Raw genomic sequence first — 25,966 nt, forward strand, 5'->3', positions numbered from 1 at the left:
ACGCTACAACTAGGTAGGAGGAGAATTTGAGATGGATAGGAAAAGACTTCAATTATTACTTGAGGTTGCTATTTTAGGAGCAATTTCTTTTGTTCTAGATAAAATCGGATTTTCAATGCCTCAAGGCGGATCGGTTACGTTGTCAATGCTACCGGTAGTTGTTATGGCATTCCGTTGGGGAATTGCAGGGGGTATGCTTACAGGTTTTGTAAGTGGACTGCTGCAGTTGGTAACAGGGGGCTATGTATTAAACCCTGTTCAAGCGGCGCTCGATTATTTCGTGGCTTATGCCGTTGTGGGTCTGGCAGGCGTAACACTAGCTTGGCTGTTAAGTAGTAAAACGAAAGGTAAGAAAGGTTCAGTGGTTGCCGCAATCGTCATTGGGACAATCATAGGGGGGCTTCTCCGATACCTGATTCACTTCATCGGTGGCATTGTGTTCTTTGCTTCCTATGCGCCTGAAGGACAGCCTGTCTGGTTATATTCTCTTGTTTATAACGCTTCCTATATGATCCCTGCAATTATATTGACGGCAATCGTTGCATCCATATTATTTACTACAGCACCCAGGCTACTTGAGCCTAAATAAGAAACCGCCGTCCTTCCTTATGGAAGAATGGCGGTTTCTTATTTGGTTGCAAGCGATTTTCTATTGATGACCATGAAGCCGATAATGGTGGCTGCAAGAAACAGAGCTGCGGTAGTAACAAATAACTCATTTATACCATTTTTTACAGCGATACCGATAAATACCCAAACAAAGACGAGAGCTAGAGAAATATCTGCATAATGGTATAGGTAATGAAGAGCAATTGCAGTAGCAATGGTCAAGTAAATGACGGTCCATAATGGGGTACTTAATCCCAATCCACTCCACTCATGCAAAGTGAGGACATAACTGATATTTGTAATTGCTGCGACAAAAGTCCATCCAAGATAGACTGCAATTGGAACCCTACCGAAAAAGGAATTATCTTTTTTGGAGTAGGTAAAATAAATGGACAATAGCGCTAACAGAAGTCCTAATATGATAACAATCGTCCATTCAAAATAACCGAAATGCCAAAGTAGAATCCAAGCGACATTAAAAAGACAGCTGATTACAAAAAAAACTGCTCTACGGTTGAACAATGCGTGTTCAACGTTTGCCTTATTCCGTATGAAGCCATATAACCAGAAAGCCATTAGCATATATATAACTGCCCATATTGAAAAGACATAATCAGCTGGTGTAAATAATACCGGTAAACTATTTGAGATTTCACCAGTTGTTTTTCCATTGATAGGTAATATATTTGCAGTTGCGTTGACAACAATAACTGCAATGAGTGAAAGTACCATGAGTAGTATTCTAAACATATTTAAATCCCCCTACTGAATAGTATACAGAGGAAAGCTGGACCCTGCGAAGGAAAGTATGAACCTTCCGTCACAATTGCATAATTTCGCATACCGAAGATTCATGTTATAATTAGATGGTGTTTTTAGAAGATTTAGAATGAAGTGAAGGGGGAATTAATATGGCGCTTAAAAAATATTCGGAAGTCTGGGATCTTGACGTTTTCTTCAAAGGTGGAAGTGAATCAAACGAATTGCGGACACACTTAGATGGTGTAAAGGAGAAAATCAGTTCGTTAGAAGAAACAGCTTCAAAATTTCCAGTTCCCCAGTCTGCAACCGATTCACAAGCCGTTGCAAATCTTATTGAATCACTGGTTGACGCAGCACTTAATATGTCGCAGGCAGGCGCTGTCATTGGCTGTTTTCTCGCGGCTGACACGACTGATAAAAAAGCATTGCAACTGCAAGGGGAAACGGCTTCACTAGGGGCACGCTTCTCAACAGTCTGGCTTATCATTCAACAAACACTTGCTAAAGCTGATGAAGATACATGGAATGGGCTTATGGTATCAGATGAATTAAAAGAATTTGCATTCGTACTGAATGAATGGCGCAAAGAAGTGGAATTGAAATTGTCCGAAGAAGAAGAAAGTATTATCACTTCTTTGAGTGTAGATGGTTATCATGGGTGGGGACAATTGTACGATATGTTGGTCGGTGATATTAAGATAAAAATTGAACTTGACGGAGAAGAAAAAGAACTTTCTGTAGGGCAGGCGAATAATCTAAGTTCACATGCAGATGCATCCATACGAAAACATTCATTTGAAGCATTGGAAGAAGCATGGCAAGGAAAAGAAGACTTTTTTGCATCTGCCTTAAATCATATCGCAGGATTTAGACTGGAAGTATACAAGAAACGCGGCTGGGATTCCGTATTGAAAGAACCCTTGCTCCGCAATCGAATGAGTGAAAAGACGCTCGATGCAATGTGGGGAGCAATTGGCGAAAATAAAGCGCCTTTCGTGGAATACTTGAACGCCAAAGCGAGAATGCTAGGTACTGATAAGATGAACTGGTATGACATGGATGCACCGGTTACAACATCTACAAAGAAGATGACCTATCAGGAAGGAGCAGAATTCATATTAAAACACTTTGGTGAATTCGGTCCAGAACTTGAATCATTCTCACGAATTGCGTTTGAAGAGAGTTGGATAGAGGCGGAAGACCGACCAAATAAACGACCGGGTGGATTCTGTACAGGTATGCCGATGTCAGAGCAATCACGTATCTTTATGACTTATAGTGGAACAATGTCGAATGTTGCGACGCTTGCACATGAACTTGGTCATGCATTCCATTCTTATGCGTTGCGTCCTGTTCATTGGATGAATCGACAGTATGCAATGGGAGTGGCCGAAACGGCTTCAACATTTGCGGAAATGATTGTTGCGGATGCTGCAGTTAAAGCGGCTGAAACAAAAGATGAAAAGATCGCTTTGTTAGAAGATAAAATTCAGCGAAGCGTTGCATTCTTTATGAATATCCATTCTAGATTCCTCTTTGAAACAAGGTTCTATGAAGAACGGAGAAATGGAAATGTTCCTGCCGCAAGGTTGAATGAGTTAATGGCAGAAGCGCAGAAAGAAGCTTATGGAGATGCCCTTGATACGGTACACCCACATTTCTGGGCCTCGAAACTCCATTTCTATATTACAGGAGTACAGTTCTACAATTTTCCGTATACGTTTGGTTATTTGTTCTCCTTGAGCATTTATGCAAAAGCTCTGGAAGTTGGAGAAGGATTTGAACAAAAATATATAGCGCTTTTACAGGATACTGCAATTATGAGTGTTGAAGATCTTGCGATGAAACATCTTGGAGAAGATATTTCAAAACAAGCGTTTTGGGAAAAAGGTGTAACATTGTGTATTAAAGATGTTGAGGAGTTCTTGGAACTTACTTCGGTAAAAGGGTGAATATGAATTGATTTTGCTTGAAGGGCAAACCTGTTACTTACGGATATTGACTGAAGATGATGCTTTTATATTTACAGAGTTACTTAGCGCTAATAGAGAATACTGGTCCATTTTTGAACCGCGGCACGAAAGTAGTTATTTTACTGTTGCTGTTCAAAGGGATAAAATCAGAGAGGCGATTTATCAGATGAGGGACCGCAGAGAATACAACTTCGGCATCTTTAATTCGACAACGAGTCAACTGATTGGACATATCTCGCTTTATGGTATTAAAAGACTTCCTTTCTCCAGTGGTTTTGTTGGATATTCAATTGATGAATATTCAACAGGCAGAGGGATAGGCACAGAGGCTGTTCGACTAGTCACTGCTTTTGCTATCGAAAAAGTTGCATTGCATCGGGTCGAAGCATATGTATCGCCGCGCAATAGCGGATCGATAAAAGTGCTAGAGAGGTCCGGATACTATCAGGAAGGTTTACTGCGTAAACTTCTTTACATCAATGGTGTCTGGGAAGATCATTATATCTACGCAATAATTGAAAATGATTTTTGAAAGGGAAAGACCGCTTTGCGGAAACTTACTTCTAAAATAAGAAGCCGATTCCTGTGAAATAGGAATCGGCTTTTGTCTATTTCCCGGGAAATAGGTCGAAATTATTATTATTATTCCGCGTTGAATTTATAACCATCTATAATGATGTCAAGTTTCCCAGTGTCAGGATGGACAACAAGTCCATGTATGGCAACTTTTTTATCCATAAGGGGGTGGTTCCGAACAGCATCGACACTTATCTTAACACTTTCGGTCACATCTCCAAAACCGTGTAGCCACTCTTCCATATCAACGCCAGAGTATCTAAGGGTGTTAAATATGTTTTTATCAATACCACGGTCTACCATTTTCTCTATGAGATTAGTTGTATCGACTGCACTCATTCCGCAATCATGATGGCCAACAATGTAAACCTCATCCGCCTGCAAATTATAAACGGCTACAAGGAGGCTCCTCATAATACCGCCGAAAGGGTGGGTGACAACTGCTCCGGCGCTTTTGATAACTTTGGCATCGCCATTTTTTAAATTCATTGCTTTAGGCAGCAATTCAGTTAATCTTGTATCCATGCATGTTAATATTACAATTCGTTTGTCGGGGAATTTAGTTGTTGCGTATTGTTCGTATTGCTTTTCATTAACAAACGTTTCATTGAAGTCAAGTATTTCCGATAGAATTGTCATTGTATTCTCCCTTTTCTATTAGGTTTTATTTAGTATAGATGAAAATATGTAAAAAGAAAAGAGTTGCCGACTGGCAACTCTTAGAACTTCGTTTCTGGTTTTGGATCAATTGTTGTAGAATCAGCGGATATCATAGACGTAGAAAGATAGTGCATTGTAAACAAGCATGCTATAGCCATGACAATTGCAAAACCGATAACTGTAGTGAACATTAAGCCCATATATATGACCCCTCTCTAAATTGATAATTTGATACTTTCTTTAGTATACAGTAAAAACCCATTTAAATTAAGAGGTTCATTAAATGTTTTTAGTAATTGTGACGTTTTTTAGAAAGCCCAGTTGCCTTTACGGAACACAGCTTCACTTGTTCCGTCATCAAAAATCCCATCTATATCCATCTCGTTGGAACCAATCATGAAGTCGACATGAGTAATACTTTGGTTTAAACCATTTTTTTCAAGATCTTCACGCGACATCGTTTTACCTCCCTCGATACAAAATGCATATGCACTGCCAAGAGCAAAGTGATTAGATGCATTTTCGTCGAACAGTGTATTATAGAAGAGTAGACCTGATTGCGAAATCGGTGATGCATGAGGGACGAGTGCCACCTCACCTAGATGTTTCGCGCCTTCATCGGTATCGATCAAGCGTTGCAATACGTCTTCACCTTGCTCAGCTGAAACAGCTGTTACACGTCCGTCTTTAAATGTTATTTTGAAGTTATCGATAATGTTTCCACCGTAGCTTAATGGCTTTGTGCTAGATACATAACCATTAACTCCTGTTTTTAAAGGAACAGTGAATACTTCTTCTGTTGGCATATTCGCCATGAAAGAATGGCCTTTTTCATTGACACTACCAGCTCCGCACCACAAGTGCCCTTCAGGTAATTCAACTAACAAGTCCGTGCCGGAAGATTTGTAATGGAGTTTTCGGAAACGCTTACCATTCAGATAGTCAACTCTGGCATGTAAGTTAGTATCGTGGGTAATCCACTCTTGTATCGGATCTTCCTTGTCTGTACGTACTGCTTTAAAAATGGCTGTCCATAATGCTGGAACCTGCTCTTCTTCAGAAAGTTCGGGGAATACTTTTGAGGCCCATGCTTTTGAAGGAGCGGCAATTACAGTCCAGCTGATTTTGTCGGATTGAACGTATTGACGATATTTGTCGAGTGCTTGACCAGTAGCTTTTTGGAAATCGCCTATGCGCGACGACTCAATACCTTTTAATAAGTCAGGGCTTTGCGAAATGATGCTCATGAACGCAGCGCCTTTTTCTGCGAGTTGTTCACGTTCCAAAACTTTCCACTCAGGGAATTCCGCAAAAGAATCAGTGGGTGCTTTTTCATAACGCAGTCGAGTGATTATATCATCTGACCAATCTACAAATACTTGACGTGCACCTGCATCGTAAGCGGCTTCAGTTACAAGTCGGACAAATTCCGCTGTTTCTGTAGAGGCACTGATATAAAGGTACTGATTAGGCTGAATATTGACTCCGACTTGAACTGCCAGATCGGCGTATCGAGATAGTTGTTTGTTAAATGTTGTCATGTGTAATGACTCCTTTCCTTATCTTCTTTATAGTATCAATTTGCAGATAGAACCTGCAACGAAAAGGTTACAGGAAGATAAATCTCATATATTTATTACTTGCACACTTCTAAAGAAAAGACTAAAGATGCCGAAATAAGAAGAAGAATGGAATATTTGGAGGGTCAACTATGGATTTGTCAACAGTACTAGGGCTCGTACTAGGGTTTGTAGCACTACTTGTAGGAATGTCGATGAAAGGTGTCCCGATAGAAAACTTATTTAATATGGCAGCTATATTGATAATCATTGTAGGGACATTGGCAGCAGTTGTAATTGCATTTCCTATGAACGAGTTAAAGCGTGTTCCAAAATTGTTCGGTATCCTTTTTAAGGAACAGAAGCTGGCCTCTGATTCTGACATAATCCGTATGTTTTCAGGCTGGGCAGATATTGCACGGCGTGAAGGGTTATTATCACTTGAAGCAAAAACCGACGACATTAATGATCCGTTTTTAAAAAATGGATTAAGTCTTGCAATTGATGGTCAAAACGCAGATTATATCCGTGATGTCTTGAGTGAAGAGGTAGAAGCGATGGAAGATAGACATTCTGCTGGAGCGCAAATATTCTCCCAGGCAGGAACGTACGCACCTACGCTTGGTGTGCTGGGAGCGGTGGTGGGTCTTATTGCTGCCCTTAGTAATTTGAACGATATTGACGCGCTTGGACAGGCGATTTCGGCAGCGTTCATAGCGACGTTGCTGGGTATATTTACGGGGTACGTGCTTTGGCATCCATTTGCAAATAAATTGAGACGTAAATCGCATGAAGAGGTAAGGCAGAAGAAAATGATGATTGAAGGAGTACTTTCAGTTCTTGAAGGAGAAGCTCCACGTGTTATCGAGCAGAAACTATCTTCTTATTTGTCTGCAGAAGAGCGCCGGAAATTAGCTGTTAAAAACAACGACGACAACAAGGAGGAGGGTAACTTTGTCGAAGAGACGTAAGAGGAAAAAGGATGAACCCCACATAGATGAGTCCTGGCTATTGCCATACTCCGACCTTATGACTCTTCTTCTCGCACTTTTTATTGTGTTATTTGCATCGAGTACGGTTGATGAAGAAAAGCTCAATCAAATGTCCGCGGTGTTCAGTCAAGTATTTGACGGTGGACAGGGTGTGATGGACAATTCGGCTCCCTCACCAGTTCCAATACCCAAGGACTCCAATAGCAAGAATGAAGAGAACTCATCATTTATAGAAGACCAGAAATCCCTAGGAGAAATTCAGGATAGAGTGGATGAATATATTGCAGTGAATGAATTGGAGAACCAATTTGAAACAAAACTGACTGATGAAGGTTTGCTTGTAACGATTAGGGATAGCATCCTTTTCACACCGGGAAATGCTGATATAGAAAAAGAGTATATTGGAATTGCAGATGATATTGCGAACTTGCTCGTTTTTGATCCACCGCGTCAAATCATTGTGACAGGTCACACTGATAATATACCGATTCAAAATACGCAGTATGAATCAAATTGGGAACTAAGCGTCATGCGTGCGGTGAATTTCTTGAAGAGTATTGTGAAGAACGGTGAAATTAACCCATTGCTATTCAGTGCTAAAGGCTACGGGGAGTTCCAACCAATCGAATCAAATGAAACAGCGCTTGGAAGAAGTAAAAATCGACGGGTTGAAGTATTAATACAGCCGCTGGTCTTAAAAGATGGAACTGCGTTTGAATGAAAATTAAAAAAAGATTCGCCTGATCTATAGATCAGGCGAATCTTTTTTTAATTAACCTCTTAATGTGCCAAGTTCTGCTGCAATTGCTTGCATTTCATTTGGTGTGATAGTAGCACGTTTCATAACCATTTCGTACATATAGTGCAAGTCTTCATATTTAGAAGTGCTGAAGTTTTCAGCTTTCATAGCGTCAACATTGACCATACGAAGTTTTTCTGTAATCTTGTCAATCATATAAGAAACGTTTTCTGGAGTTGGGTTTGATAAATCCATAGTTTCGTCCACCTTTCAATATACTTTGGACTCATCATTTCATTATTCTCCCAGACTGTCAAATGGCAGAAGATTTACCTCGCTTTGCTGCCGCTTCTTCTGCTCTTTCTTCTTTGAGTTTTGCATTGAAACGTTTTTTTTCAAAGACAATGACTCCGGACAACCCGAGAAGCCCAATTAAGTTTGTTATTGCCATTATTCCATTCATTACGACGAAGAATAACCAAACAGCATCAAGAGTAGCTGTTGCACCTACAAAGATGACTGCGATAAATACGAAACAGTAGTAAATTAAAACCTTCGGACTCGGGAACAAGTATTGGAAAAATTTCTCTCCGTAATACGCCCAGCCGAAAATTGTTGATGTTGCAAAGAATATCAATCCAATTGCAACGACAATGTTCTAGATAGTACTTCGGTTCTCCCGCCATTTGACCATTGGCATCCTTGACGCGGTATTTAACAGCAAGGATTGCTTCACCATACATTGTTGCCATCCCGAAGAATCCAGCCATCCACATCCAGAAAACTGCACCTGGACCCCCAAAGTAAACTGCTGTTGCAACTCCGACGATATTACCGACACCAACTGTGGCGGCCATCGTAGCCATAAGTGCCTGGAAGTTGGAGAGATCACCTTCCGACGTTTTATCCTGAAATCATGAGAAAACTAGTTTTAAAGCACAAGGTAAAATACGTATTTGTATAAGTCCTAGTCATACCGTTAAAAAAAGACGTGTTCCGACAAGAAGTATAAGTAAAGGCGGTGGTTTTTCTTTTTTCTAAATCAAGTTATTAAAATACTCTCACCTTGATGATTTTACTTTGTCTCTGACATCATCTGGTTTCTTGTCACCATCTTTCCAAAAACGGCGTTTTTGATTCCATATTTAGTTGAATTGCTCTTGATCTTGATCTTTGCCTTTGCCTTGCTTAAGTTGTTCTTCGTCTTTGACATCATCTGGTCTCTTGTAACCATCTTTCCAAAAATCGGCGTTTTTGATTCCATATTTAGTTGAATTGAACACTGGATTTTTGCCTTGCTTAAGTTGTTCTTCGTAATCTTTTAGAGCGATATTGGCTGGTTTAAATAATAATAGAATCGCAATTAAGTTCAGCCATACCATAATTCCGAGTCCAATATCACCCATTGCCCATGCTGTTGAAGCTGTTTTTATTGACCCTAGGAAAATGGATCCTAGAAGGACGAATTTTAAAATGATGAAACAAATTCCTCTGTATTTACCACGTACTAGGTATGCCAAGTTTGTCTCTGCGATATAGTAATAAGCATAAATGGTTGTGAAGGCAAAGAAGAATAGGGCGATGGCAACGAATCCTGCACCGAATCCTGGGAAGATCGTATCAACTGCTGCTTGTGTATAACCAGCTCCTGGTTCGACACCTGGAATGTTTTCAACGATTGGTTGCCCCGTTTTTTCATCGATCACATTGTATTGTCCTGTAAATAATATCATCATGGCGGTCGCTGTAACAATTAAGAATACATCTAGGTAAATCGAGAAAGCTTGTACAAGACCTTGCTTCGCTGGGTGGGAAACTTCCGCTGCTGCCGCTGGGTGAGCGCCTGTACCTTGACCCGCTTCATTCGCATATAGACCACGTTTTACGCCCCACATGACCGCTGAACCAATAATACCACCAAACATTTGATCTGCTCCGAAAGCACTTTTGAAAATGAGTGCAAAGACCGCTGGAACGTCTCCAATGTTTGCTCCAATTACGATAAGTGCAACAATTACATAAGCAGTTGCCATAAAAGGAACGACCCATTCTGCTACTTTTGCAATCCGTTTAACACCACCGAAAATAGTGAAACCAACAAGTCCGACAACAATTAAACCTGTGACGGTCTTGTCAAGACCAAAAGCATTATGGATACTGTCTGCAATTGCATTTGACTGTATGCTTGGCATCAAGAAAGCCATTGCAACGAGTGTTGCCACCGCGAATACGACCGCAAACCATTTCCAACCAAGTCCTTTTTCAATGTAAAATGCGGGTCCACCACGATACTCTCCATCTTGCTTTTCTTTATAGATTTGAGCAAGTGTCGACTCTACATAAGCCGATGTTGCCCCGATGAAGGTAATGACCCACATCCATAAAATGGCGCCAGGACCACCAAAAGCAATACCTGTTGCTGTACCAGCGATGTTCCCTACCCCAATACGACCTGATAGAGACATCACTAACGCTTGGAACGAAGAAACACCTGCGCTGGAACCCTTACCTGAGGACACAAGTTTAATCATTTCTTTGATGAGTCGAATCTGTAAAAACCTTGTTCGTACACTAAAATAAATGCCACAAAAAACGATGAAAGCAATTAAAACAGGACTCCAAAGCCAACTAACGATTGTGTTAACAATTTGATCGAACATTTTGCCCACTCCCCAAATTTAGTTTCCCGTGATGTAAACACCCCAATTTCTACTAATTCTCACATCCTCTCAGTATCTCAATTTGTCATTCTTATTGTTAATATTCCGAAAATTCCTCCCTTTCGTCAAGCATTATTTTTATAAATTGTATTTAAAGTTTGTATTTACTCCTCACGGGGTATAATTGGTTATGGAAAGAGTTTGAATTGGAGGGTTTGTAATGGGAACTAGTAAGTTTAGGAAATTTATTGTATTGGGTGCACTTACGGGTGCGATTATCAGTATGTTCGACAGGAGTACGCGAAATCAAGTTGTCAGAAATTCAAATAACCTAATGACGCAAATGAAGTTTTATTCAAAAAATACCGATGTGCTAAAATGGAAATTAAAAGAACAGCAAGAAAAGTATCAATCTGTCTTCGAACAACTTTCAGGTGATGCTACATATATAAAAGAACAGGTCGAAGAGTTAAAAACACTAACTCCGCAAGTGAAAGATCTCGTTATGGATACAAAAGATGCGTTTGTTGAGTCAAAAGAGGAAATTAAATCGCTTGTCAGTCAAGTTCCGCCACAAAATAATAATGAAATAAAAAAGTAACTGGTATAGAAAGGAGTGACGAAAGTGTGAAGGGGAATGAGCGTTCAACTCCTGCACCTATTCCACTAGCAGAGTCCGGGAATAGAAAAAAGAAATCGGATGGCTTTTTGGCGGACTCCGCGGTTATGAAATTCTTTGAGGATGTAAAAGGTGGGGGCCTTGAGGAATTTGACGTTACGACAACGAACGGTTTTTTTAAGGAACTGCTTGTTCGGATAAAGAAAGTCGATGTTACGGGTTTAGGCTCGCAACTCGCCTTCTTTTTCCTTTTGTCTTTATTTCCACTACTGATTTTTATTATGACATTGCTTCCTTTTTTAAATCTCGATCAGGCTGAAATATTCTTAATGATTAGAGATTACGCGCCAGCGAGTGTTGCCATGCTGATTGAAGATACACTCAGCGATATATTAGAAAATAGAAACGGTGGTTTATTGTCAATTGGTGTACTTGCGACAATATGGTCGGCTTCTAAGGGAATGAACGCCCTTACAAAAGCATTAAATCGGTCTTATTTTACTGAAGAATCACGATCATTCATAGTGGCACGCGGAATGTCGGTCGTATTTACAGTTATGCTCATCGCTGTACTCATTGTGGCACTGATTTTGCCCGTGTTTGGTCAGCAGATTGGTATGCTCGTATTCTCTTACTTAGGTCTTGAGAAAGGTTTCCTAATCTTGTGGGGAAGTTTACGTTGGATAATCCCTCCAATTCTTATATTCTTTGTATTTTCCCTAGTCTATTGGCTAGTTCCTGACTTGAAGGTTCGCTTTAAAAGCGTGCTTCCAGGGTCACTCTTTGCAACGGTCGGTTGGATTCTAACATCACTTGCATTCTCGTACTACGTTAGTAACTTCGCAAATTACTCGAGTACATATGGAAGTATTGGAGCGATTATTGTTTTAATGATGTGGCTTTACATCTCAGCAATTATTCTAATGCTTGGCGGACAGCTTAATGCCGTCATGACAGAGAGAGTTAATGCAAAACGTGCAAAAGTAAAAAGCAATGCAGTCATGTAACAATGACGCATTGCTTTTTTTGGTATTCATCTAAAGGGTTTTAGTGGCTAGTCAGCTCATTCAATTCGATTTAACATCCTTAACCCATTTAATATGACAAGAATTGTACTGCCTTCATGGCCGATGACGCCGAGTGGCAGGTCAACAGCTTGCAGGAAGTTTGAAATGATGAGTACCACTATGACGGAAATAGAGAAGAAGATATTCTGTTTTACAATCCGTTGCATTTTACGAGAAAGTTTAATAGCAAAGGAAATACGTCTCAAGTCATTTTGCATTAGGACAATATCAGCAGTTTCTAGCGCGACATCGGTTCCTCCGCCCATTGCAATACCTGAAGTCGCAGTAGCAAGTGCTGGTGCATCATTAATACCATCGCCGACCATTCCGACATTTTTATGTTCGGCGAGTAGTCGTTTTAAATGTTTAACTTTCATTTCAGGTAAGCATTCTGCGACATATGAATCGAGACCAGCTTCTTTCGCGATAAACGCAGCTGTTTTTTCGTTATCCCCAGTCAGCATGATTGTCACAATACCTGCTTGCTTTAACTGTTGGATAGCTTCAATGGCCTCAGGTCGTAAAGTGTCTCTCATTGCAGCGGCCGCGACAATGCCATTATCGTCTTTCATGAAAATAACTGTTTTGCCTTCATCTGCGAGCGTTGCCGCAATCCCTGAATGAAATGCTTCCGCCAAATCTTTCCCGACAAAACGGGGGTTTCCTATTAGTATTTCCCGTGTTCCAATGAATGCACGAATACCATGACCTGGTATGTCTTCTATTTGTAGATTGCTATCTATAGTGTTTCCTTCAGCAATAGCGAAATTTGTAATCGCGACTGCTAGTGGATGATTAGATTGGGACTCTATGCTTGCAAGGAGCTTGAGTGTTTCTATTCTAGTTGTATCGTCTCGTACAAAAAAATCTGTAACAATCGGTTTACCGTTCGTTAAAGTACCTGTTTTGTCGAAAGCGATCATTTTTAGCGACCCTAGATGTTCGAGATGGACACCACCCTTGAATAACAAGCCAAGCCTAGCCCCGTTAGAGATAGCTGCAAGCGTAGCTGGCATAATTGAGGCAACCAGCGCACATGGAGAGGCGACGACTAGTAAGACAATCGCTCGGTATATCGTGGTCGTCCAATCCCAGCCAAGTATATAGTGCGGTAGGAACATCATAATTAGAACCATAATTAATACAATCTTTACGTAAGTACCTTCGAACTGTTCGATAAATTGTTGGGAAGGTGATTTCTCGCTTTGTGCATTTTGAACAAGTGTAATGATTTTTTGGAAAAGAGTTTCAGAACTCGACTTTATCATTTTCATCTGTATGGTACCGTTCAAATTGACAGTACCGGCAAATAGTTCGTCGTCCTCTTTTTTATTAACAGGAATGGATTCCCCGTTAATGGCGGACATATCGATGGAAGAGCTACCATGCGTGATGATTCCGTCGACGGGAATCCGTTCCCCAGGTTTTACAAGAAGAATTGAGCCGACCTTAAGTGAGGTGATAGGTACTTTGATGTTAGATCCATCTTTTTGAATAAGCCATGCCTCTTCAGGTTGGAGTTCCATTAGTGATGAAATTTCCTTGTGGCTTTTATTCATAGTGTAGGTTTCAAGTGCTCCACTGAGTGCAAAGATGAAAATTAGGATTGCACCTTCTGCCCAGTAGCCAATTATTGCGGAACCAATTGCTGCGAAAACCATTAGCATTTCCACATTCAATTCTCTGTTTTTAATTGTTTCTTCGATTCCCTCTTTGGCTTTTGCAAACCCTCCTATCAAAAAAGCAATGATATATAGAGGAACGGTAATCGTTTCTACACCATACTTGCCACTAGACCAAGCGGCAATTATGACTACGCCTGATAGAATAGCGGCGACCAATTCAAGATGAACAAGCCAATCTTTAGATTTGTTAAGTTGTCTATTATCGAGAACAACCATGTAAATTACCTCCCAATTGAGAATGATATTCAATTTCAAATAACTGAATAAATTATGAAAGTCGTTCCCTACGAATTAGGAACGACTTTATGTATCGTATTATATTCATTATCATATTGTAATTATTATTAATAAGATTATAGCACCATGTTGAGGTAAGGGAAACTATTTTGATTCAACAGTAAAAGTTTTGGAATGGCGAGGGGTGGATAAAATTGTAAGTGGTAGCGAGGGGGTGTTTGGAATCGATCAGTTCCGCTAGTGTAGTCATTAAAAAAGCACCTTGTCCCGGAAAATTTCTCCGAAAAAAGGTGCCTTAATAGGTTAGTTGTACACGCTCTCTTTGAACTGACTCAGTTTTTCAAGAGAAGACTTGTCGACATCGGCATGTAAACTATTACCGTGTGAGTCCATCGTGACAACTGCCGTAAAGTCTTTGACGCGTAGATGCCACATTGCTTCAGGAATACCAAACTGAAGAAGGTCGACACCTTCAACGGCTTTGATGCAGTCGGCATAATATTGTGCTGCGCCGCCTATCGCGTTCAAATAGACACCGCCGTGTTCAGCTAGAGCAGCTAGCGTTTTTGGTCCCATCCCGCCTTTTCCAATTACAGCTCGAATACCAAACTTCTTCATAATGTCACCTTGATAGGGTTCCTCACGAATAGAAGTCGTTGGCCCAGCAGCTTTAATATCATAACTGCCGTCATCGTTTTTCATGACGACTGGGCCGCAATGGTAGATGATTTGTCCATTAAGATCAATGGGGGAATCATTTTCTGATAAATATTTATGAATAGCATCGCGGCCTGTATACATCATTCCACTAATTTTGACGACATCACCGACATTCAAATCGCGGATTTGTTCTTCAGAGATGGGAGCAGTAAGTTCGACGGTACGCGAAGATTGTTTAACGTCTTTTTGACTGTCTTCATCTTGCAAGAAAGCTATTTTTTCACCTTCATCATAATGCCAGTTTGTAATTTCACCAGATTCAACATCGATATCTACGGCCATGCGACGGTATGCCCAGCAGTTATACGCTACGGAAACATAGAAGCTTGCAGGGATACGGTGCATGACGCCGATTTTGCAACCTAGAAGAGTCACTTCGCCTCCGAATCCCATTGTTCCGATACCAAGTTTGTTTGCTTTTTCCAAAACATAATCTTCAAGTTCTGAAAGTTCCGGATTGGGATTCAAGTCATCGACAGCGCGGAAAAGCTGGTCTTTCGCAAGTTCATAGCCTGATGTGCGGTCGCCACCGATTCCAACACCGATGAAGCCTGCAGAGCAACCCTGCCCTTGGGCTTGATAAACGGAGTGTAAAATACATTTTCGGATTCCATCGAGGTCGCGTCCAGCGCGTCCGAGTCCTTCGATTTCTGCGGGAAGACTATATTGAATATTCTTATTTTCGCAGCCGCCGCCTTTTAGAATCAGTTTCACTTCGATATGGTTTTGTTCCCATTGGTCAAATTTCATGACAGGGACGCCGGTACCTAAGTTATCTCCGCTATTGTCGCCAGTTAATGAGTCCACTGAGTTCGGGCGGAGTTTAGTGTCTTTTGTAGCTTGGACGATTGCACGCTTGATAGCAGCTTTAATCTCGATTTGATTTACCCCGACTGGTGTTTTAATTTTGAATGTAGGCATGCCGGTGTCTTGGCAGATTGGAGATATTTTCTCGTCAGCCATATTGATATTTTTTGTAATTGTATCAAGGCTCATTGCGGCACGAGTACCTGCGTCTTCGGCTTCTTTCGCCGCGAGGATTTTCCTTCTTACGTCTTTAGGTAGATTTGTTGATGTTTCGCAAATGAGATTATACATGCTTTTCTCAAACTGTTCTATGTACATTCTCGTTTCCCCCTTATAGCGCAACTGTTATTTGTCTGATTTTATCTTTTCCATTTGTTCTTCCAGGTCGTCCAACAAGCCTATGAGCTGATCAATTTCCTTAAGGTCTGCTGTTTCTGGTTCAATCGTATCAAGTGTTTCAAGGAATTGATGAAGTCTTGTTTTTAAGCCTTCAACATGGCCGCTATTTTGTGGTTTATCCAATCCGTACACCTCTTTTCTTTAGTATAATCGTAAACGAAAAAACCGGATTTATCAATGAAGCAGAATAGTCCTTTGTAAATTATAGAATATTAAACTTAACAGAATCTTTACAATACTAAATCTATATGTTATGATTCAAATAATCAAATGAAAGGGAGGGTATCAGCTAGGTTGATTAGAACGAAGAACAAGGAGGCTGATAACTTTACTAGAGATAGAATCAGCTTAACTATGCAAGATTCGTTGTTCCAAATAAAAGTTAGCGGAGGCGATGCTCCAAATCATAGCTAAGCACGTTGAAAAACGACTAATTCAAAAATTAAGGATTACGTAGAAAGGGATAGTAAAGAAGAAGATATAGTAAAGAAGAAGTGATAGATAATTAGAAGGAGGGGATTCGTAAAGGTCCGCTGGCAGTATGCCGGGAGACGAATACGACTTATGCAAATGGAAATGGAAAGTGAAGGTTCAATTCATACATAAAGGCTCAGTCGTATTCTGATAATCAGATATGGACTGGGCCTTTATGAATTTTTATGGCATTCGTATGAAAAGGATGTTTTTCAAGTACATAGAATGGTTTGGATGCTACGGGGGTATATATAGGTACAAGATTAGTTTTCCATTCACAGGAGGCGGCATGCTCGTCTATATTTCATTATATAATCAGAAAAAACGTCCACCGAATAAAGAGGACGTTTTTTCTGATTACTTTCACCTAAGAATAGAGTTTATGTTTTCATATTCAAAGACAAGGTCGTCGAGCGTTAGGAATGAATAGCCCGCTTTCTTAGCATCTTGGATGAATGAAGGCAGAGCTTGTGCATTATCAGAAGAAACCGTGTGCATTAGAATGACGGCTCCTGGATGGAGTTGTTTCATCAATTCGCCATATGCGTAATCACGGCCTTTTGGTTTATCAGCATGCCAATCAATGAATGCGATCGACCAGAAGATATGCCTGTATCCGAGTTCATTGCCTTTAGCAAGAACCCGGTCATTGAAAACGCCTTCAGGTGGTCGCGTGTAGTAGGTGCGCTCAACGCCCGTTTCCTTTTGGAGGAGCTTATCAAACTTAGTCCATTCCTCCTCCATTCGTTGTTCGGAAAGGTTTGCCATGTTGGGGTGATCATAGGAGTGATTGCCAATCCCATGGCCATCCGCAATCATCCTTTTTACAAGTGGCAATGCGCTTTTTAAATAATGACCTGTTAGAAAGAACGTAGCAGGAACTTCTTCCTTTTTTAAAGTATCCAAAATAGTTTCGGTATAGCCATTTTCGTAACCGTTATCAAACGTTAAATAGATGAATTTTTCATCGGGCTTACCTTTGTAAATAGCTCCATGATTGTCGAGCATAGAGTCAAGTGCTGCGCCAGCACTTGGTGGCACTCCATTGATGGATTTCTTAAAGCCCCAATGAAATTCCTCTGCAATTGCTGAAAAGGGATTGAAAACAAAACCTGCCAAAACGACTAAAGTAGCTAAGAAAAAACCGAAAACATGTTGTTTTACCATTGTAAACGCACCTTTCCTTTTGCGATAGGATGTGCGAAGGAAACTAATTTATACGTCTTTCTTATATAACTCACTTAAAGCTGACTCGAGTGTCGCAAATCGGAATTCAAACTTGTTGTTCAATAACTTTTCAGGTCTTACATGCTGTCCTTCCAGAACAAGCGCACTTTTTTTACCTAGTACGACTTTCATTACGAATGAGGGAACAGGAATCCAGTGAGGTCTATGAAGCACAGCTCCAATCGTTTTTCCGAAATACCTCATTCTCTTAGGGAAAGGCGATGTAACATTTACAGGACCGTGAAGGTCTTCGTTATTGATGGCAAATACGATTGCACGCACGACATCATCAATGTGGACCCATGATACCCATTGATTGCCCGACCCAACGGTTCCCCCAGCAAATAATCTGTACGGCATTACCATAAGTGGTAAGGCACCAGAATCTTTTCCAAGAATGACACCAAATCGCATGAAAACGGACCGAGTATTATTGGATTTCACAGAGCTAGCTTTCATTTCCCAGTCGGTAACAGTCTTACCAAGAAAGTCTTCTGCGTAATCAGTAGACTCCTCTGTATATATAGTGCTTTCTGATGCTGTATAAATACCAATCGCACTCGCATTGAGCAGTACTGACGGCTTTTCACTCAATGCTGAAATAATTCGCAGCAATTCATCAGTCGCTTCCATCCGACTCTCATAAATTTGTTTACGATGCTTTTCCGTCCAACGTCCTTCATTGATGGACACGCCAGCTAGGTTAACAAAGACGTCAGCGGAAATAATTTCAAGTTCAGGCTGAGTACCTTCATGGAGCCACGATACATACCTCACATTGCCATCATTCATACTTTTTTTCCTGGATAAAATTATAATTTCATGTCCTTCATTCAATAGTGTGGCCGTCAATTTCTGTCCGACGAAACCCGAGCCGCCTGCAATGACGATTTTCATTAACCTACACCCCCGTTAGTATTATTTACCCCATATTGAGACAAATTAGGCTGAAGCACAAGGATGGAACATGTATACTAATAGAAAGCAGGGGAGGCGTGTTAAAAGTGCCTGTAATTACTAAAATATCACAACAGAAAAAAGATCTTGAAAGATACAATATTTTCTTGGATGAAAAGTATGCTTACAGCGTCCATGAATCGGTACTTGTTAAATTTGGTCTAACAAAAGGGATGACGCTTGAAGAGTGGTCAATTGACGAGATGGTCTACGAAGATGAAATTCGTAAGGCATTTAATCGTGCGCTCCATTATTTAGGGTTTAGAATGCGCAGTGAGTTTGAAGTAAAGAAGAAGCTTTTGGACCTAGGGTATGGAGAAGCAATTGTACTGGAAGCTCTTGTGAAATTGAAAAACCTTGGATTCCTTAATGATGAATCATTCTCGGAAGCATTGCTTCGAACCCGAAAAAACTCGTCCAGTAAAGGGCCTAGAGCAATTCAACAGGAAATGCATAAAAAAGGCATCGGAAAGGAAGTACAAGACAAAGTACTTGAATCTTATTCAGAAGATGAACAACTTGAAGCCGCAACAAGGCTTGCTGAAAAGACAGCAAATGCTAATCGTTCCGCAGTACCCGCCCAATTAAAACAAAAGATTCAAAATGCACTGCTACGTAAAGGATATTCATTTGACCTGATTAAGAAGGCGCTTGCGAATATAGACTTCGACCGCGAAGAAGATGAATGGAAAGCGATTGCTGAAACAGTCGGAGAGAAAGCATGGAATCGATACAGTTCAAAGTTTAACGGGCGAACCTTAAAAGATAAAGTGAAACAGGCAATGTACCAAAAGGGTATTCCTATGGAGAAAATCGATCAATTTATCGAAAAGAAGGAGATTGAGGAAGATGGAGAATGAAAAAAAGTATAGTGAAATGACGGAACATGAGCTGCGTACAGAAATCGGAAGGCTTCGTGAAAAAGCACGTAAGGCCGAGCAACTTGGAATTATGAATGAATTTGCGGTGTATCAGCGAAAAGTGGTTATGGCACAGTCTTATTTAATTGATCCGAAAACAATCGTGCCTGGAGAAATGTACCGTATTGAAGGGGATGAAGGTATGTTTTTCCAGGTTGATTACTTAAAAGGTCGTTTTGCATGGGGTTACAGGCTAGGTGGAGAACGTGCGGATGAGGCATTACCAATTGCAATGTTGAAATCGGTAAAAGAGGGTAAGTAATAAATAATAGATAGAGAAATGTATCTATAATTTTCTCTATCTATTATGATTCATTAATTTCAATCAGTTTTTAAGAGTTTGGACTGAAGTTAAGCTTTTTATTAAGCTTATCCTCAGAAAAAATCCATCCCGTGTATGAATTTAGGACATTCAAATCCTTATCGATATGCACTACTGCGACAAAAGGATAATAACCTTTACTGCGGTAGCGAAGGTCAATAAGACGGACTTCGCATATATCGCCAATCGTCGTGATTGACCATCTGTAGATGGGAGAAAAAGATGTGAAAGCTTTGATGTTCTTATCATTCATCGCTACATCTATTTCAGGGGATAACGGCATCGGCTCTCTGTCGAACTGGTCGTAAATATTAACAGATCTTCCGTAAGCACGTCCGACGTAATGACACGTCTTTGAAGAAACAGCTACTTTCCAATGGAAAAAGCGAATCGTTGGTGCGATGATAATTTCTATTGCATCGGGAACTGTATTTTTGACAGCTTTATTTACTGCAGATTTAACGGCAAAACGCAGTAAATAATAAAAGAAAATGATGGTGTATAGTGTCAAAATCGTAAATACCGGATTTACACCCATTGCCCATATAATCAGAGCGATAGCATGTAATGCGAAAATAATCGGATCGAACGTGTTAATAACGCCGATTGCTACCCATTTGTTGGAAAATGGCCTTAAAGCCTGCGTTCCATAGGAATTAAAAATATCAACGAATACGTGGAGAAATACGGCTAGAAATGTCCAAGCCCACACATGTATGAAGTTAGCATTAGGTAACAAAAACGACATGAGTAGAGTAATAACAAGCGGCCATAATAATACCGCTGGAATTGAATGTGTTATTCCTCTGTGATGCCGTATATAGACAGCATTATTTCTTAGTTTTAAAACGGTATCTACGTCTGGGATAAGTGAGCCAATAATGACGCCAGCAACAACTGCGCTCATTGTAGCACTCTCAGTCGCAACGACGGGATCTGCGAGAGCGAGTCCACCAAGTGCTAAACCCATGACGATATGCGTTCCAGTATCCAAATAATCACTCCTTTGGCCAAAACGTTTCCGACCGGCATTGGATAGACTTTATAAAAAGCCATATACATAACACTACCCTTTTATGCTCAAAGATAAGCATATGCGATAAGGAGGAAATGATGCAAATAATAATAAACAAAGATGAATTCCGTAAATCTCTTCTTTCGTGGTATAGACGCGAAAAAAGAGACTTACCTTGGCGGAAGACGTCTGATCCATATCATATTTGGGTTTCAGAAGTGATGTTGCAACAAACTAGAGTCGATACAGTAATACCTTATTATAAACGGTTTCTTGAAAGCTTTCCGACGATGAAAGCACTAGCTGATGCCGAAGAAAATGATTTATTGAAAATGTGGGAAGGTCTCGGTTATTATTCCCGGGTAAGAAATCTCCAAACTGGTGTTAGAGAAGTTATTTCAGATTACGGTGGAAAAGTGCCTTCAAATCGCGCGGAAATATCTACGCTAAAAGGTGTTGGACCGTACACTGCAGGAGCTGTGCTCAGTATTGCCTATGGTGTTCCGGAGCATGCGATTGACGGCAATGTCATGCGTGTCATTTCCAGATTACTTCTAATAGAAGAAGATATTTCAATTCCACGGACAAAAAAGATTTTTGAAGCGGTGGTCATGGATTTAATAGACAAAGATGATCCTTCTTCCTTCAACCAAGGACTTATGGAACTTGGGGCGACGATTTGTACACCTAAACCCAGATGTTTACTGTGTCCAGTTAGGGACTTTTGTTTAGCGTTTCACGAAGGTAGGCAGGAAGAATTGCCTGTCAAGACGAAAAAAATAAAAAAGAAAATCATACCTGTTACTGCATTTGCGGTTCAAAATAGGCAAGGTGAGTGGCTGCTGAGAAAGCGACCCTCAAAAGGGCTATTGGCTAGTTTATGGGAATTTCCAATGGTAGAGTCTGCAAAAAATCAACCACTAGAAGAAATGGCACATGAGCATTTTGCTATCGAACTGATGGATGTAGTTGAAATATTATCTTTCAAACATATATTTACCCATTTGACTTGGGAAATGAAAAGTTATAGCGCACGTATTGAGAAAACGGATACAATCTTGGAAGGTTACCACTTTTTCACACAAGAAGAGGTAGAAGCGTTGCCGAAACCTGTTCCAGTGTTGAAAATTTGGGAAGAAATTAAACGAGGGGGAATAAAATAATGACTGAAAATAAAGTGGCAATGGTGACTGGAAGCTCAAGGGGACTAGGAAAAGCCCTAGCGATTGAACTTGCAAAAGAAGGCTATGATATTGTTGTAAATTATGCAAGGAGCCGTTCCGCGGCAGAAGAAACAGTGAAAGAAATTGAAGCACTTGGTAGGCGTGCGATTATGATTCGCGCAAACGTTGGTGACGTTAAAAAGCTTCGCGTGATGTTTGAGCAAGTGAAAGAGGAATTTGGACGGTTGGATGTATTTGTATCAAATGCGGCATCAGGTGTTTTGCGCCCAATCATGGAACTAGAAGAGACACACTGGGACTGGACAATGAATATAAACGCAAAAGCGATGTTGTTCGGAGCTCAGGAAGCAGCAAAACTAATGGATAAAGGCGGGAAAATCATCGGTGTTAGTTCGCTTGGGTCTATCCGTTACCTTGAAAATTACACCACAGTCGGTGTTTCAAAAGCGGCAATTGAGTCAATTACCCGCTATTTGGCAGTTGAACTTGCTCCAATGGGAATTGCAGTGAATACAGTTTCAGGTGGTGCGCTTGACACGGAAGCGTTGAAACACTTCCCAAATCGGGAAGAGTTGCTTGAAGATGCACGTATTAATACGCCTGCGGGTCGAATGGTTGAAATCAGAGACATGGTGAAAACGGCTATGTTCCTCATTTCGGACGATTCGGATATGATCCGAGGACAGACGATAATCGTCGACGGAGGACGTTCAGTATTGCTGTAAAATATTCCAAATGAATAAAAAATGTCTCTTTGCACATGATAGTTGCACGGAGGTGAAAATCCATTGACTAAAAACAACCCGAACCAAACTGATGTGAACCAAGTAAGGAAACAAAATCAGCAATCACAACAACAAAAACAAAACCAGAACACGAACGCGATGGCTGGGGAGTTTGCTTCTGAAACTGATGTAAATCAAGTTAGAAGACAAAACCAGCAATCACAGCAACAAGGGCAATACCAAAACCAAACAAATGCGATGACTGAGGAGTTTGGTTCCGAAACTGATGTTAATCAGGTTAGGAGACAAAACCAACAATCAGAAGCCAACAAAGCAAATGCTTCTGGACAACGCGCGAATCAGTTCGAAAACGGTTCGAAATAAGTAGATGGATACCGCCGGCCGACAGAAGCTATATGCTTCTGTCGGTTTTTTGTATCTAAAAGTGACGTCGTGAAAGGGAAAAAGAGTTGAAAGGTTTCAAATAGTACCGTTCTGTTGGTATAATGATGAAATAATAGCGGCTTCGAAATTTTCCGGCAACCAAAAGGTGGGTTATTCATGACGATTGCTACAGAAGGAGAAACGATACAAGTACATAGCTATAAACATAATGGTAAAATCCATCGCGTTTGGCAGGAGACATTAGTGTTGAAAGGCACGCGTAACATTGTCATTGGTGCTAATGAAAGAACGCTGGTTACGGAATCGGATGGGCGTACATGGTTGACACGTGAACCTTCGATTTGCTATTTTCACGCCGAACACTGGTTTAATATTATTTGTATGCTTAGGGAAGATGGCGTTTACTATTATATCAACATGAGCTCGCCATTCATCTACGATAATAAATCGCTGAAATATATCGATTATGATTTAGATGTAAAAGTCTTTCCTGATATGAGTTATATGATCCTTGATGAGGACGAGTATGCGGATCATAGGAAACAGATGGGCTATCCAGATGTTATTGATCAGATATTACAAAAGAACTTGGAGACTCTGCTAGGTTGGATCAAACAGCGCAGAGGACCGTTCGCACCCGACTTCATTGAAGTATGGACGTCGAGGTATGAATTTCATAAACAGGTCAAGAACGATAAGTGAAAGCCTGATCGCGATTGTTTGCGGCAGGCTTTTTTTACACGGGTCGGTGTCTAGACTCCAGGCGCCTTAAGCTTTTCTTAGTAGGAGGTAAAAAGATGGGTGACAGTATAAAACGCTACATGAAGTTTGTTAAACCATACAACTGGCTAATCGCCTTGACGATTCTTATCGGAATTGTGAAATTTGCAATCCCGTTATTCATCCCGTTACTGATGAAGATTGTTATCGATAACATCATCTTATCGGAAACGCTTACTGCAGCTGAGATGACAAAACAGTTATTCTATTGGCTTGGTGGGACTGTACTCGTGTTCTTTATAATCAGGCCGCCAGTTGAGTATTACCGGCAATATTACGCTCAGTATGTGAGCAATAAAATTTTATATGATATCCGTAAGGAATTGTATTCGCATCTACAAAAATTGAGTCTAACCTACTACTCAAATACACGAGCCGGAGAAATCATTTCACGGGTGATTAATGACGTTGAGCAAACGAAAAACTTTGTAATGATTGGACTTATGAATGTCTGGCTAGACCTTGCTACAATTATCATAGCAGTTACCATCATGTTGACAATGGACGTTCCTCTGACGCTTGTCACACTACTTGCATTCCCTTTCTACGCATATAGCGTCAAGCATTTCTTTGGAAAACTGCGGGAGTTGACAGGGAAACGTTCTCAAGCGCTTGCGGATGTTCAAAGTTACTTACATGAACGAGTGGCGGGAGTAAGTGTTATTAAAAGTTTTTCACTTGAGGAAGAAGAACAAGGTCGTTTCAATAAAACAAATGGCAATTTTCTCGATAAAGCCCTTGATCATACAAGGTGGAATGCGAAAGCGTTTGCTGTCGTAAATACGATTACAGATGTTGCACCTCTACTAGTCATTGCCTATGCGGGCTATCAAGTCATCAACAATGATTTGTCAATCGGAACGATGGTGGCTTTCATCGCTTACATCGACAGGGTATATAACCCACTTCGGAGACTGGTTAATGCATCGACATCGCTCACCCAATCATTTGCGTCGATGGACCGAGTTTTTGATTTAATGGAACAGGAATATGATATTACAAACAAGCCTAGTGCAATTGAACTTCCGCCTATCGACGGGAAAATCGAATTTGATAATGTCAGCTTTATTTATGAAGAGGGTGGAGTACCTGTCCTGAATGGGATTAATTTCGTTGTTGAACCAGGCGAAACAATCGCATTTGTAGGCATGAGTGGTGGAGGGAAATCGACGATTGTCGGTTTGATACCTCGTTTTCACGATGTGACGGGCGGTGCTGTTTTTGTCGATGGACATGATCTTCGTGACGTTAACATAAAGTCTTTACGCGAACAGATTGGAATTGTTTTGCAAGATACGATTTTGTTTAGTGATTCTGTGAAAAGTAATATATTGATGGGGAAATCGGATGCGACCGACGAAGAAGTTATTGCAGCTGCGAAGGCGGCAAATGCCCATGAATTCATCGAGACACTGCCCCTTGGGTACGATACAAAAGTTGGGGAACGTGGCGTGAAACTTTCAGGTGGTCAGAAGCAAAGAATTGCGATTGCGCGTGTCTTTTTGAAAAACCCACCGCTCTTAATATTGGATGAAGCGACATCAGCACTTGACCTTGAAAGCGAAGCGCTCATTCAAGAATCGCTAGAAAAACTGGCTAATGAACGAACAACGCTAATTGTTGCACATAGATTGTCAACAATTACCCATGCTGACAAAATTCTCGTTATTGATGCAGGTCAGCTAAAAGAGATGGGAACGCATAAAGAATTAATGGCTTTGCAAGGAATATATTACGGTCTATTTCAAGTACAAACGCTTGGAAATTAACAAATAGAAACCATCTCATTGAAATGAAAAATTTCAATAAGATGGTTTTTTTAGTATCTTAATATATGAAGATAGTATTGCCTTTGTTGAGAAAAATTGTATAATATAACTATCTAGATAATTC

Annotated in this window: 26 protein-coding genes and 1 pseudogene; 14 read left to right on the forward strand and 13 right to left on the reverse strand. The window is 40.5% G+C overall.

Features of this window, described 5'->3' with window-relative positions; all coding sequences use genetic code 11:
* Positions 1–31: 31 nt before the first annotated feature.
* A complete protein-coding gene (thiT, locus tag AC1TO4_RS13320) occupies positions 32–589 on the forward strand; it encodes an energy-coupled thiamine transporter ThiT (protein WP_482105736.1) in 558 nt (185 codons plus the stop codon).
* 38 nt (positions 590–627) lie between these two features.
* On the opposite strand, the gene AC1TO4_RS13325 is transcribed toward thiT, so the two are convergent.
* Complete coding sequence (locus AC1TO4_RS13325; RefSeq protein ID WP_482105737.1) at positions 628–1,359, reverse strand: tryptophan-rich sensory protein; 732 nt, start codon at positions 1,357–1,359, stop codon at positions 628–630.
* 161 nt (positions 1,360–1,520) lie between these two features.
* Between AC1TO4_RS13325 and AC1TO4_RS13330 the strand changes: the two genes are divergently transcribed.
* Positions 1,521–3,323 (forward strand): M3 family oligoendopeptidase, encoded by a 1,803-nt coding sequence (locus AC1TO4_RS13330; protein WP_482105738.1) that lies wholly within the window; start codon positions 1,521–1,523, stop codon positions 3,321–3,323.
* A gap of 7 nt (positions 3,324–3,330) precedes the next feature.
* A complete protein-coding gene (locus tag AC1TO4_RS13335) occupies positions 3,331–3,876 on the forward strand; it encodes a GNAT family N-acetyltransferase (RefSeq protein WP_482105739.1) in 546 nt (181 codons plus the stop codon).
* A 110-nt stretch (positions 3,877–3,986) separates the two neighbouring features.
* Here AC1TO4_RS13335 and AC1TO4_RS13340 read toward each other — a convergent pair whose 3' ends face one another.
* The 3 genes from AC1TO4_RS13340 to AC1TO4_RS13350 form a co-directional block, all read right to left on the reverse strand.
* Positions 3,987–4,559 carry a beta-class carbonic anhydrase gene (locus AC1TO4_RS13340; RefSeq protein WP_482105740.1) on the reverse strand — a complete coding sequence of 191 codons (573 nt, stop codon included), beginning with the start codon at positions 4,557–4,559 and terminating at the stop codon, positions 3,987–3,989.
* Positions 4,560–4,639: 80 nt separating this feature from the next.
* Positions 4,640–4,780 carry a hypothetical protein gene (locus AC1TO4_RS13345; RefSeq protein WP_482105741.1) on the reverse strand — a complete coding sequence of 47 codons (141 nt, stop codon included), beginning with the start codon at positions 4,778–4,780 and terminating at the stop codon, positions 4,640–4,642.
* Between the two features lie 108 nt (positions 4,781–4,888).
* Positions 4,889–6,121, reverse strand: a complete 1,233-nt coding sequence (locus AC1TO4_RS13350; RefSeq protein WP_482105742.1) for an aminopeptidase — start codon at positions 6,119–6,121, stop codon at positions 4,889–4,891.
* A 170-nt stretch (positions 6,122–6,291) separates the two neighbouring features.
* Here AC1TO4_RS13350 and motA point away from each other — a divergent pair, with 170 nt between their 5' ends.
* The gene (motA, locus tag AC1TO4_RS13355) at positions 6,292–7,110 is read left to right on the forward strand and encodes a flagellar motor stator protein MotA (protein ID WP_482105743.1); all 819 of its coding nucleotides are present in this window, start codon (positions 6,292–6,294) and stop codon (positions 7,108–7,110) included.
* Positions 7,094–7,852 (forward strand): flagellar motor protein MotB, encoded by a 759-nt coding sequence (gene motB, locus AC1TO4_RS13360; protein ID WP_482105744.1) that lies wholly within the window; start codon positions 7,094–7,096, stop codon positions 7,850–7,852. Before motA ends, motB begins: the two co-directional genes overlap by 17 nt.
* A 51-nt stretch (positions 7,853–7,903) precedes the next feature.
* Here the strand turns inward: motB and AC1TO4_RS13365 are convergent, their stop codons facing one another.
* From AC1TO4_RS13365 to AC1TO4_RS13375, 3 genes and pseudogenes are all read right to left on the reverse strand, one after another.
* Positions 7,904–8,125 (reverse strand): DUF1128 domain-containing protein, encoded by a 222-nt coding sequence (locus AC1TO4_RS13365; RefSeq protein ID WP_482102998.1) that lies wholly within the window; start codon positions 8,123–8,125, stop codon positions 7,904–7,906.
* Positions 8,126–8,183: 58 nt separating this feature from the next.
* Positions 8,184–8,880: pseudogene (locus AC1TO4_RS13370) on the reverse strand (alanine:cation symporter family protein).
* A 135-nt stretch (positions 8,881–9,015) separates the two neighbouring features.
* Positions 9,016–10,530 carry an alanine/glycine:cation symporter family protein gene (locus AC1TO4_RS13375; RefSeq protein ID WP_482105745.1) on the reverse strand — a complete coding sequence of 505 codons (1,515 nt, stop codon included), beginning with the start codon at positions 10,528–10,530 and terminating at the stop codon, positions 9,016–9,018.
* Positions 10,531–10,750: 220 nt separating this feature from the next.
* On the opposite strand from AC1TO4_RS13375, the gene AC1TO4_RS13380 reads away from it, so the two are divergent.
* Together AC1TO4_RS13380 and AC1TO4_RS13385 are read left to right on the forward strand one after the other, a co-directional pair.
* Positions 10,751–11,131, forward strand: coding sequence for a YtxH domain-containing protein (locus tag AC1TO4_RS13380; protein WP_482105746.1), 381 nt, complete (start codon positions 10,751–10,753; stop codon positions 11,129–11,131).
* Between the two features lie 26 nt (positions 11,132–11,157).
* Positions 11,158–12,156: a YihY/virulence factor BrkB family protein gene (locus AC1TO4_RS13385; RefSeq protein WP_482105747.1), complete on the forward strand. Its 999-nt coding sequence runs from the start codon at positions 11,158–11,160 to the stop codon at positions 12,154–12,156.
* Positions 12,157–12,212: 56 nt separating this feature from the next.
* Here AC1TO4_RS13385 and AC1TO4_RS13390 read toward each other — a convergent pair whose 3' ends face one another.
* The 5 genes from AC1TO4_RS13390 to AC1TO4_RS13410 form a co-directional block, all read right to left on the reverse strand.
* Entirely contained in the window at positions 12,213–14,117 is a 1,905-nt protein-coding gene (locus AC1TO4_RS13390) for a heavy metal translocating P-type ATPase (RefSeq protein ID WP_482105748.1), read from the reverse strand.
* 324 nt (positions 14,118–14,441) lie between these two features.
* On the reverse strand, positions 14,442–15,983 hold the full coding sequence (locus tag AC1TO4_RS13395) for a fumarate hydratase (protein WP_482105749.1): 1,542 nt from the start codon (positions 15,981–15,983) through the stop codon (positions 14,442–14,444).
* Between the two features lie 27 nt (positions 15,984–16,010).
* Entirely contained in the window at positions 16,011–16,187 is a 177-nt protein-coding gene (locus tag AC1TO4_RS13400) for an SE1561 family protein (RefSeq protein WP_482102992.1), read from the reverse strand.
* 714 nt (positions 16,188–16,901) lie between these two features.
* On the reverse strand, positions 16,902–17,705 hold the full coding sequence (locus AC1TO4_RS13405; RefSeq protein ID WP_482105750.1) for a polysaccharide deacetylase family protein: 804 nt from the start codon (positions 17,703–17,705) through the stop codon (positions 16,902–16,904).
* 48 nt (positions 17,706–17,753) lie between these two features.
* Complete coding sequence (locus AC1TO4_RS13410; RefSeq protein WP_482105751.1) at positions 17,754–18,662, reverse strand: TIGR01777 family oxidoreductase; 909 nt, start codon at positions 18,660–18,662, stop codon at positions 17,754–17,756.
* 107 nt (positions 18,663–18,769) lie between these two features.
* On the opposite strand from AC1TO4_RS13410, the gene recX reads away from it, so the two are divergent.
* Positions 18,770–19,582 (forward strand): recombination regulator RecX, encoded by an 813-nt coding sequence (gene recX, locus AC1TO4_RS13415; RefSeq protein WP_482105752.1) that lies wholly within the window; start codon positions 18,770–18,772, stop codon positions 19,580–19,582.
* Positions 19,572–19,904: a YfhH family protein gene (locus AC1TO4_RS13420; protein ID WP_482105753.1), complete on the forward strand. Its 333-nt coding sequence runs from the start codon at positions 19,572–19,574 to the stop codon at positions 19,902–19,904. The genes recX and AC1TO4_RS13420 overlap by 11 nt, the downstream gene beginning before the upstream one ends.
* A gap of 70 nt (positions 19,905–19,974) precedes the next feature.
* On the opposite strand, the gene AC1TO4_RS13425 is transcribed toward AC1TO4_RS13420, so the two are convergent.
* Positions 19,975–20,958, reverse strand: a complete 984-nt coding sequence (locus tag AC1TO4_RS13425) for a metal-dependent hydrolase (RefSeq protein WP_482105754.1) — start codon at positions 20,956–20,958, stop codon at positions 19,975–19,977.
* A gap of 119 nt (positions 20,959–21,077) precedes the next feature.
* On the opposite strand from AC1TO4_RS13425, the gene mutY reads away from it, so the two are divergent.
* The 5 genes from mutY to AC1TO4_RS13450 all read left to right on the forward strand — a co-directional run bounded on the left by mutY (position 21,078) and on the right by AC1TO4_RS13450 (position 25,842).
* Positions 21,078–22,142, forward strand: a complete 1,065-nt coding sequence (gene mutY / locus AC1TO4_RS13430) for an A/G-specific adenine glycosylase (protein WP_482105755.1) — start codon at positions 21,078–21,080, stop codon at positions 22,140–22,142.
* Entirely contained in the window at positions 22,142–22,888 is a 747-nt protein-coding gene (fabL, locus tag AC1TO4_RS13435) for an enoyl-[acyl-carrier-protein] reductase FabL (RefSeq protein WP_482102985.1), read from the forward strand. Before mutY ends, fabL begins: the two co-directional genes overlap by 1 nt.
* Before the next feature lie 63 nt (positions 22,889–22,951).
* Positions 22,952–23,272, forward strand: coding sequence for a gamma-type small acid-soluble spore protein (locus tag AC1TO4_RS13440; RefSeq protein WP_482105756.1), 321 nt, complete (start codon positions 22,952–22,954; stop codon positions 23,270–23,272).
* 177 nt (positions 23,273–23,449) lie between these two features.
* The gene (gene ntdP, locus AC1TO4_RS13445; protein ID WP_482102983.1) at positions 23,450–23,995 is read left to right on the forward strand and encodes a nucleoside tri-diphosphate phosphatase; all 546 of its coding nucleotides are present in this window, start codon (positions 23,450–23,452) and stop codon (positions 23,993–23,995) included.
* 95 nt (positions 23,996–24,090) lie between these two features.
* Positions 24,091–25,842 carry an ABC transporter ATP-binding protein gene (locus AC1TO4_RS13450; protein ID WP_482105757.1) on the forward strand — a complete coding sequence of 584 codons (1,752 nt, stop codon included), beginning with the start codon at positions 24,091–24,093 and terminating at the stop codon, positions 25,840–25,842.
* The last annotated feature ends 124 nt before the right edge of the window (positions 25,843–25,966 follow it).

Source organism: Sporosarcina sp. Y838 (genome assembly GCF_056786515.1).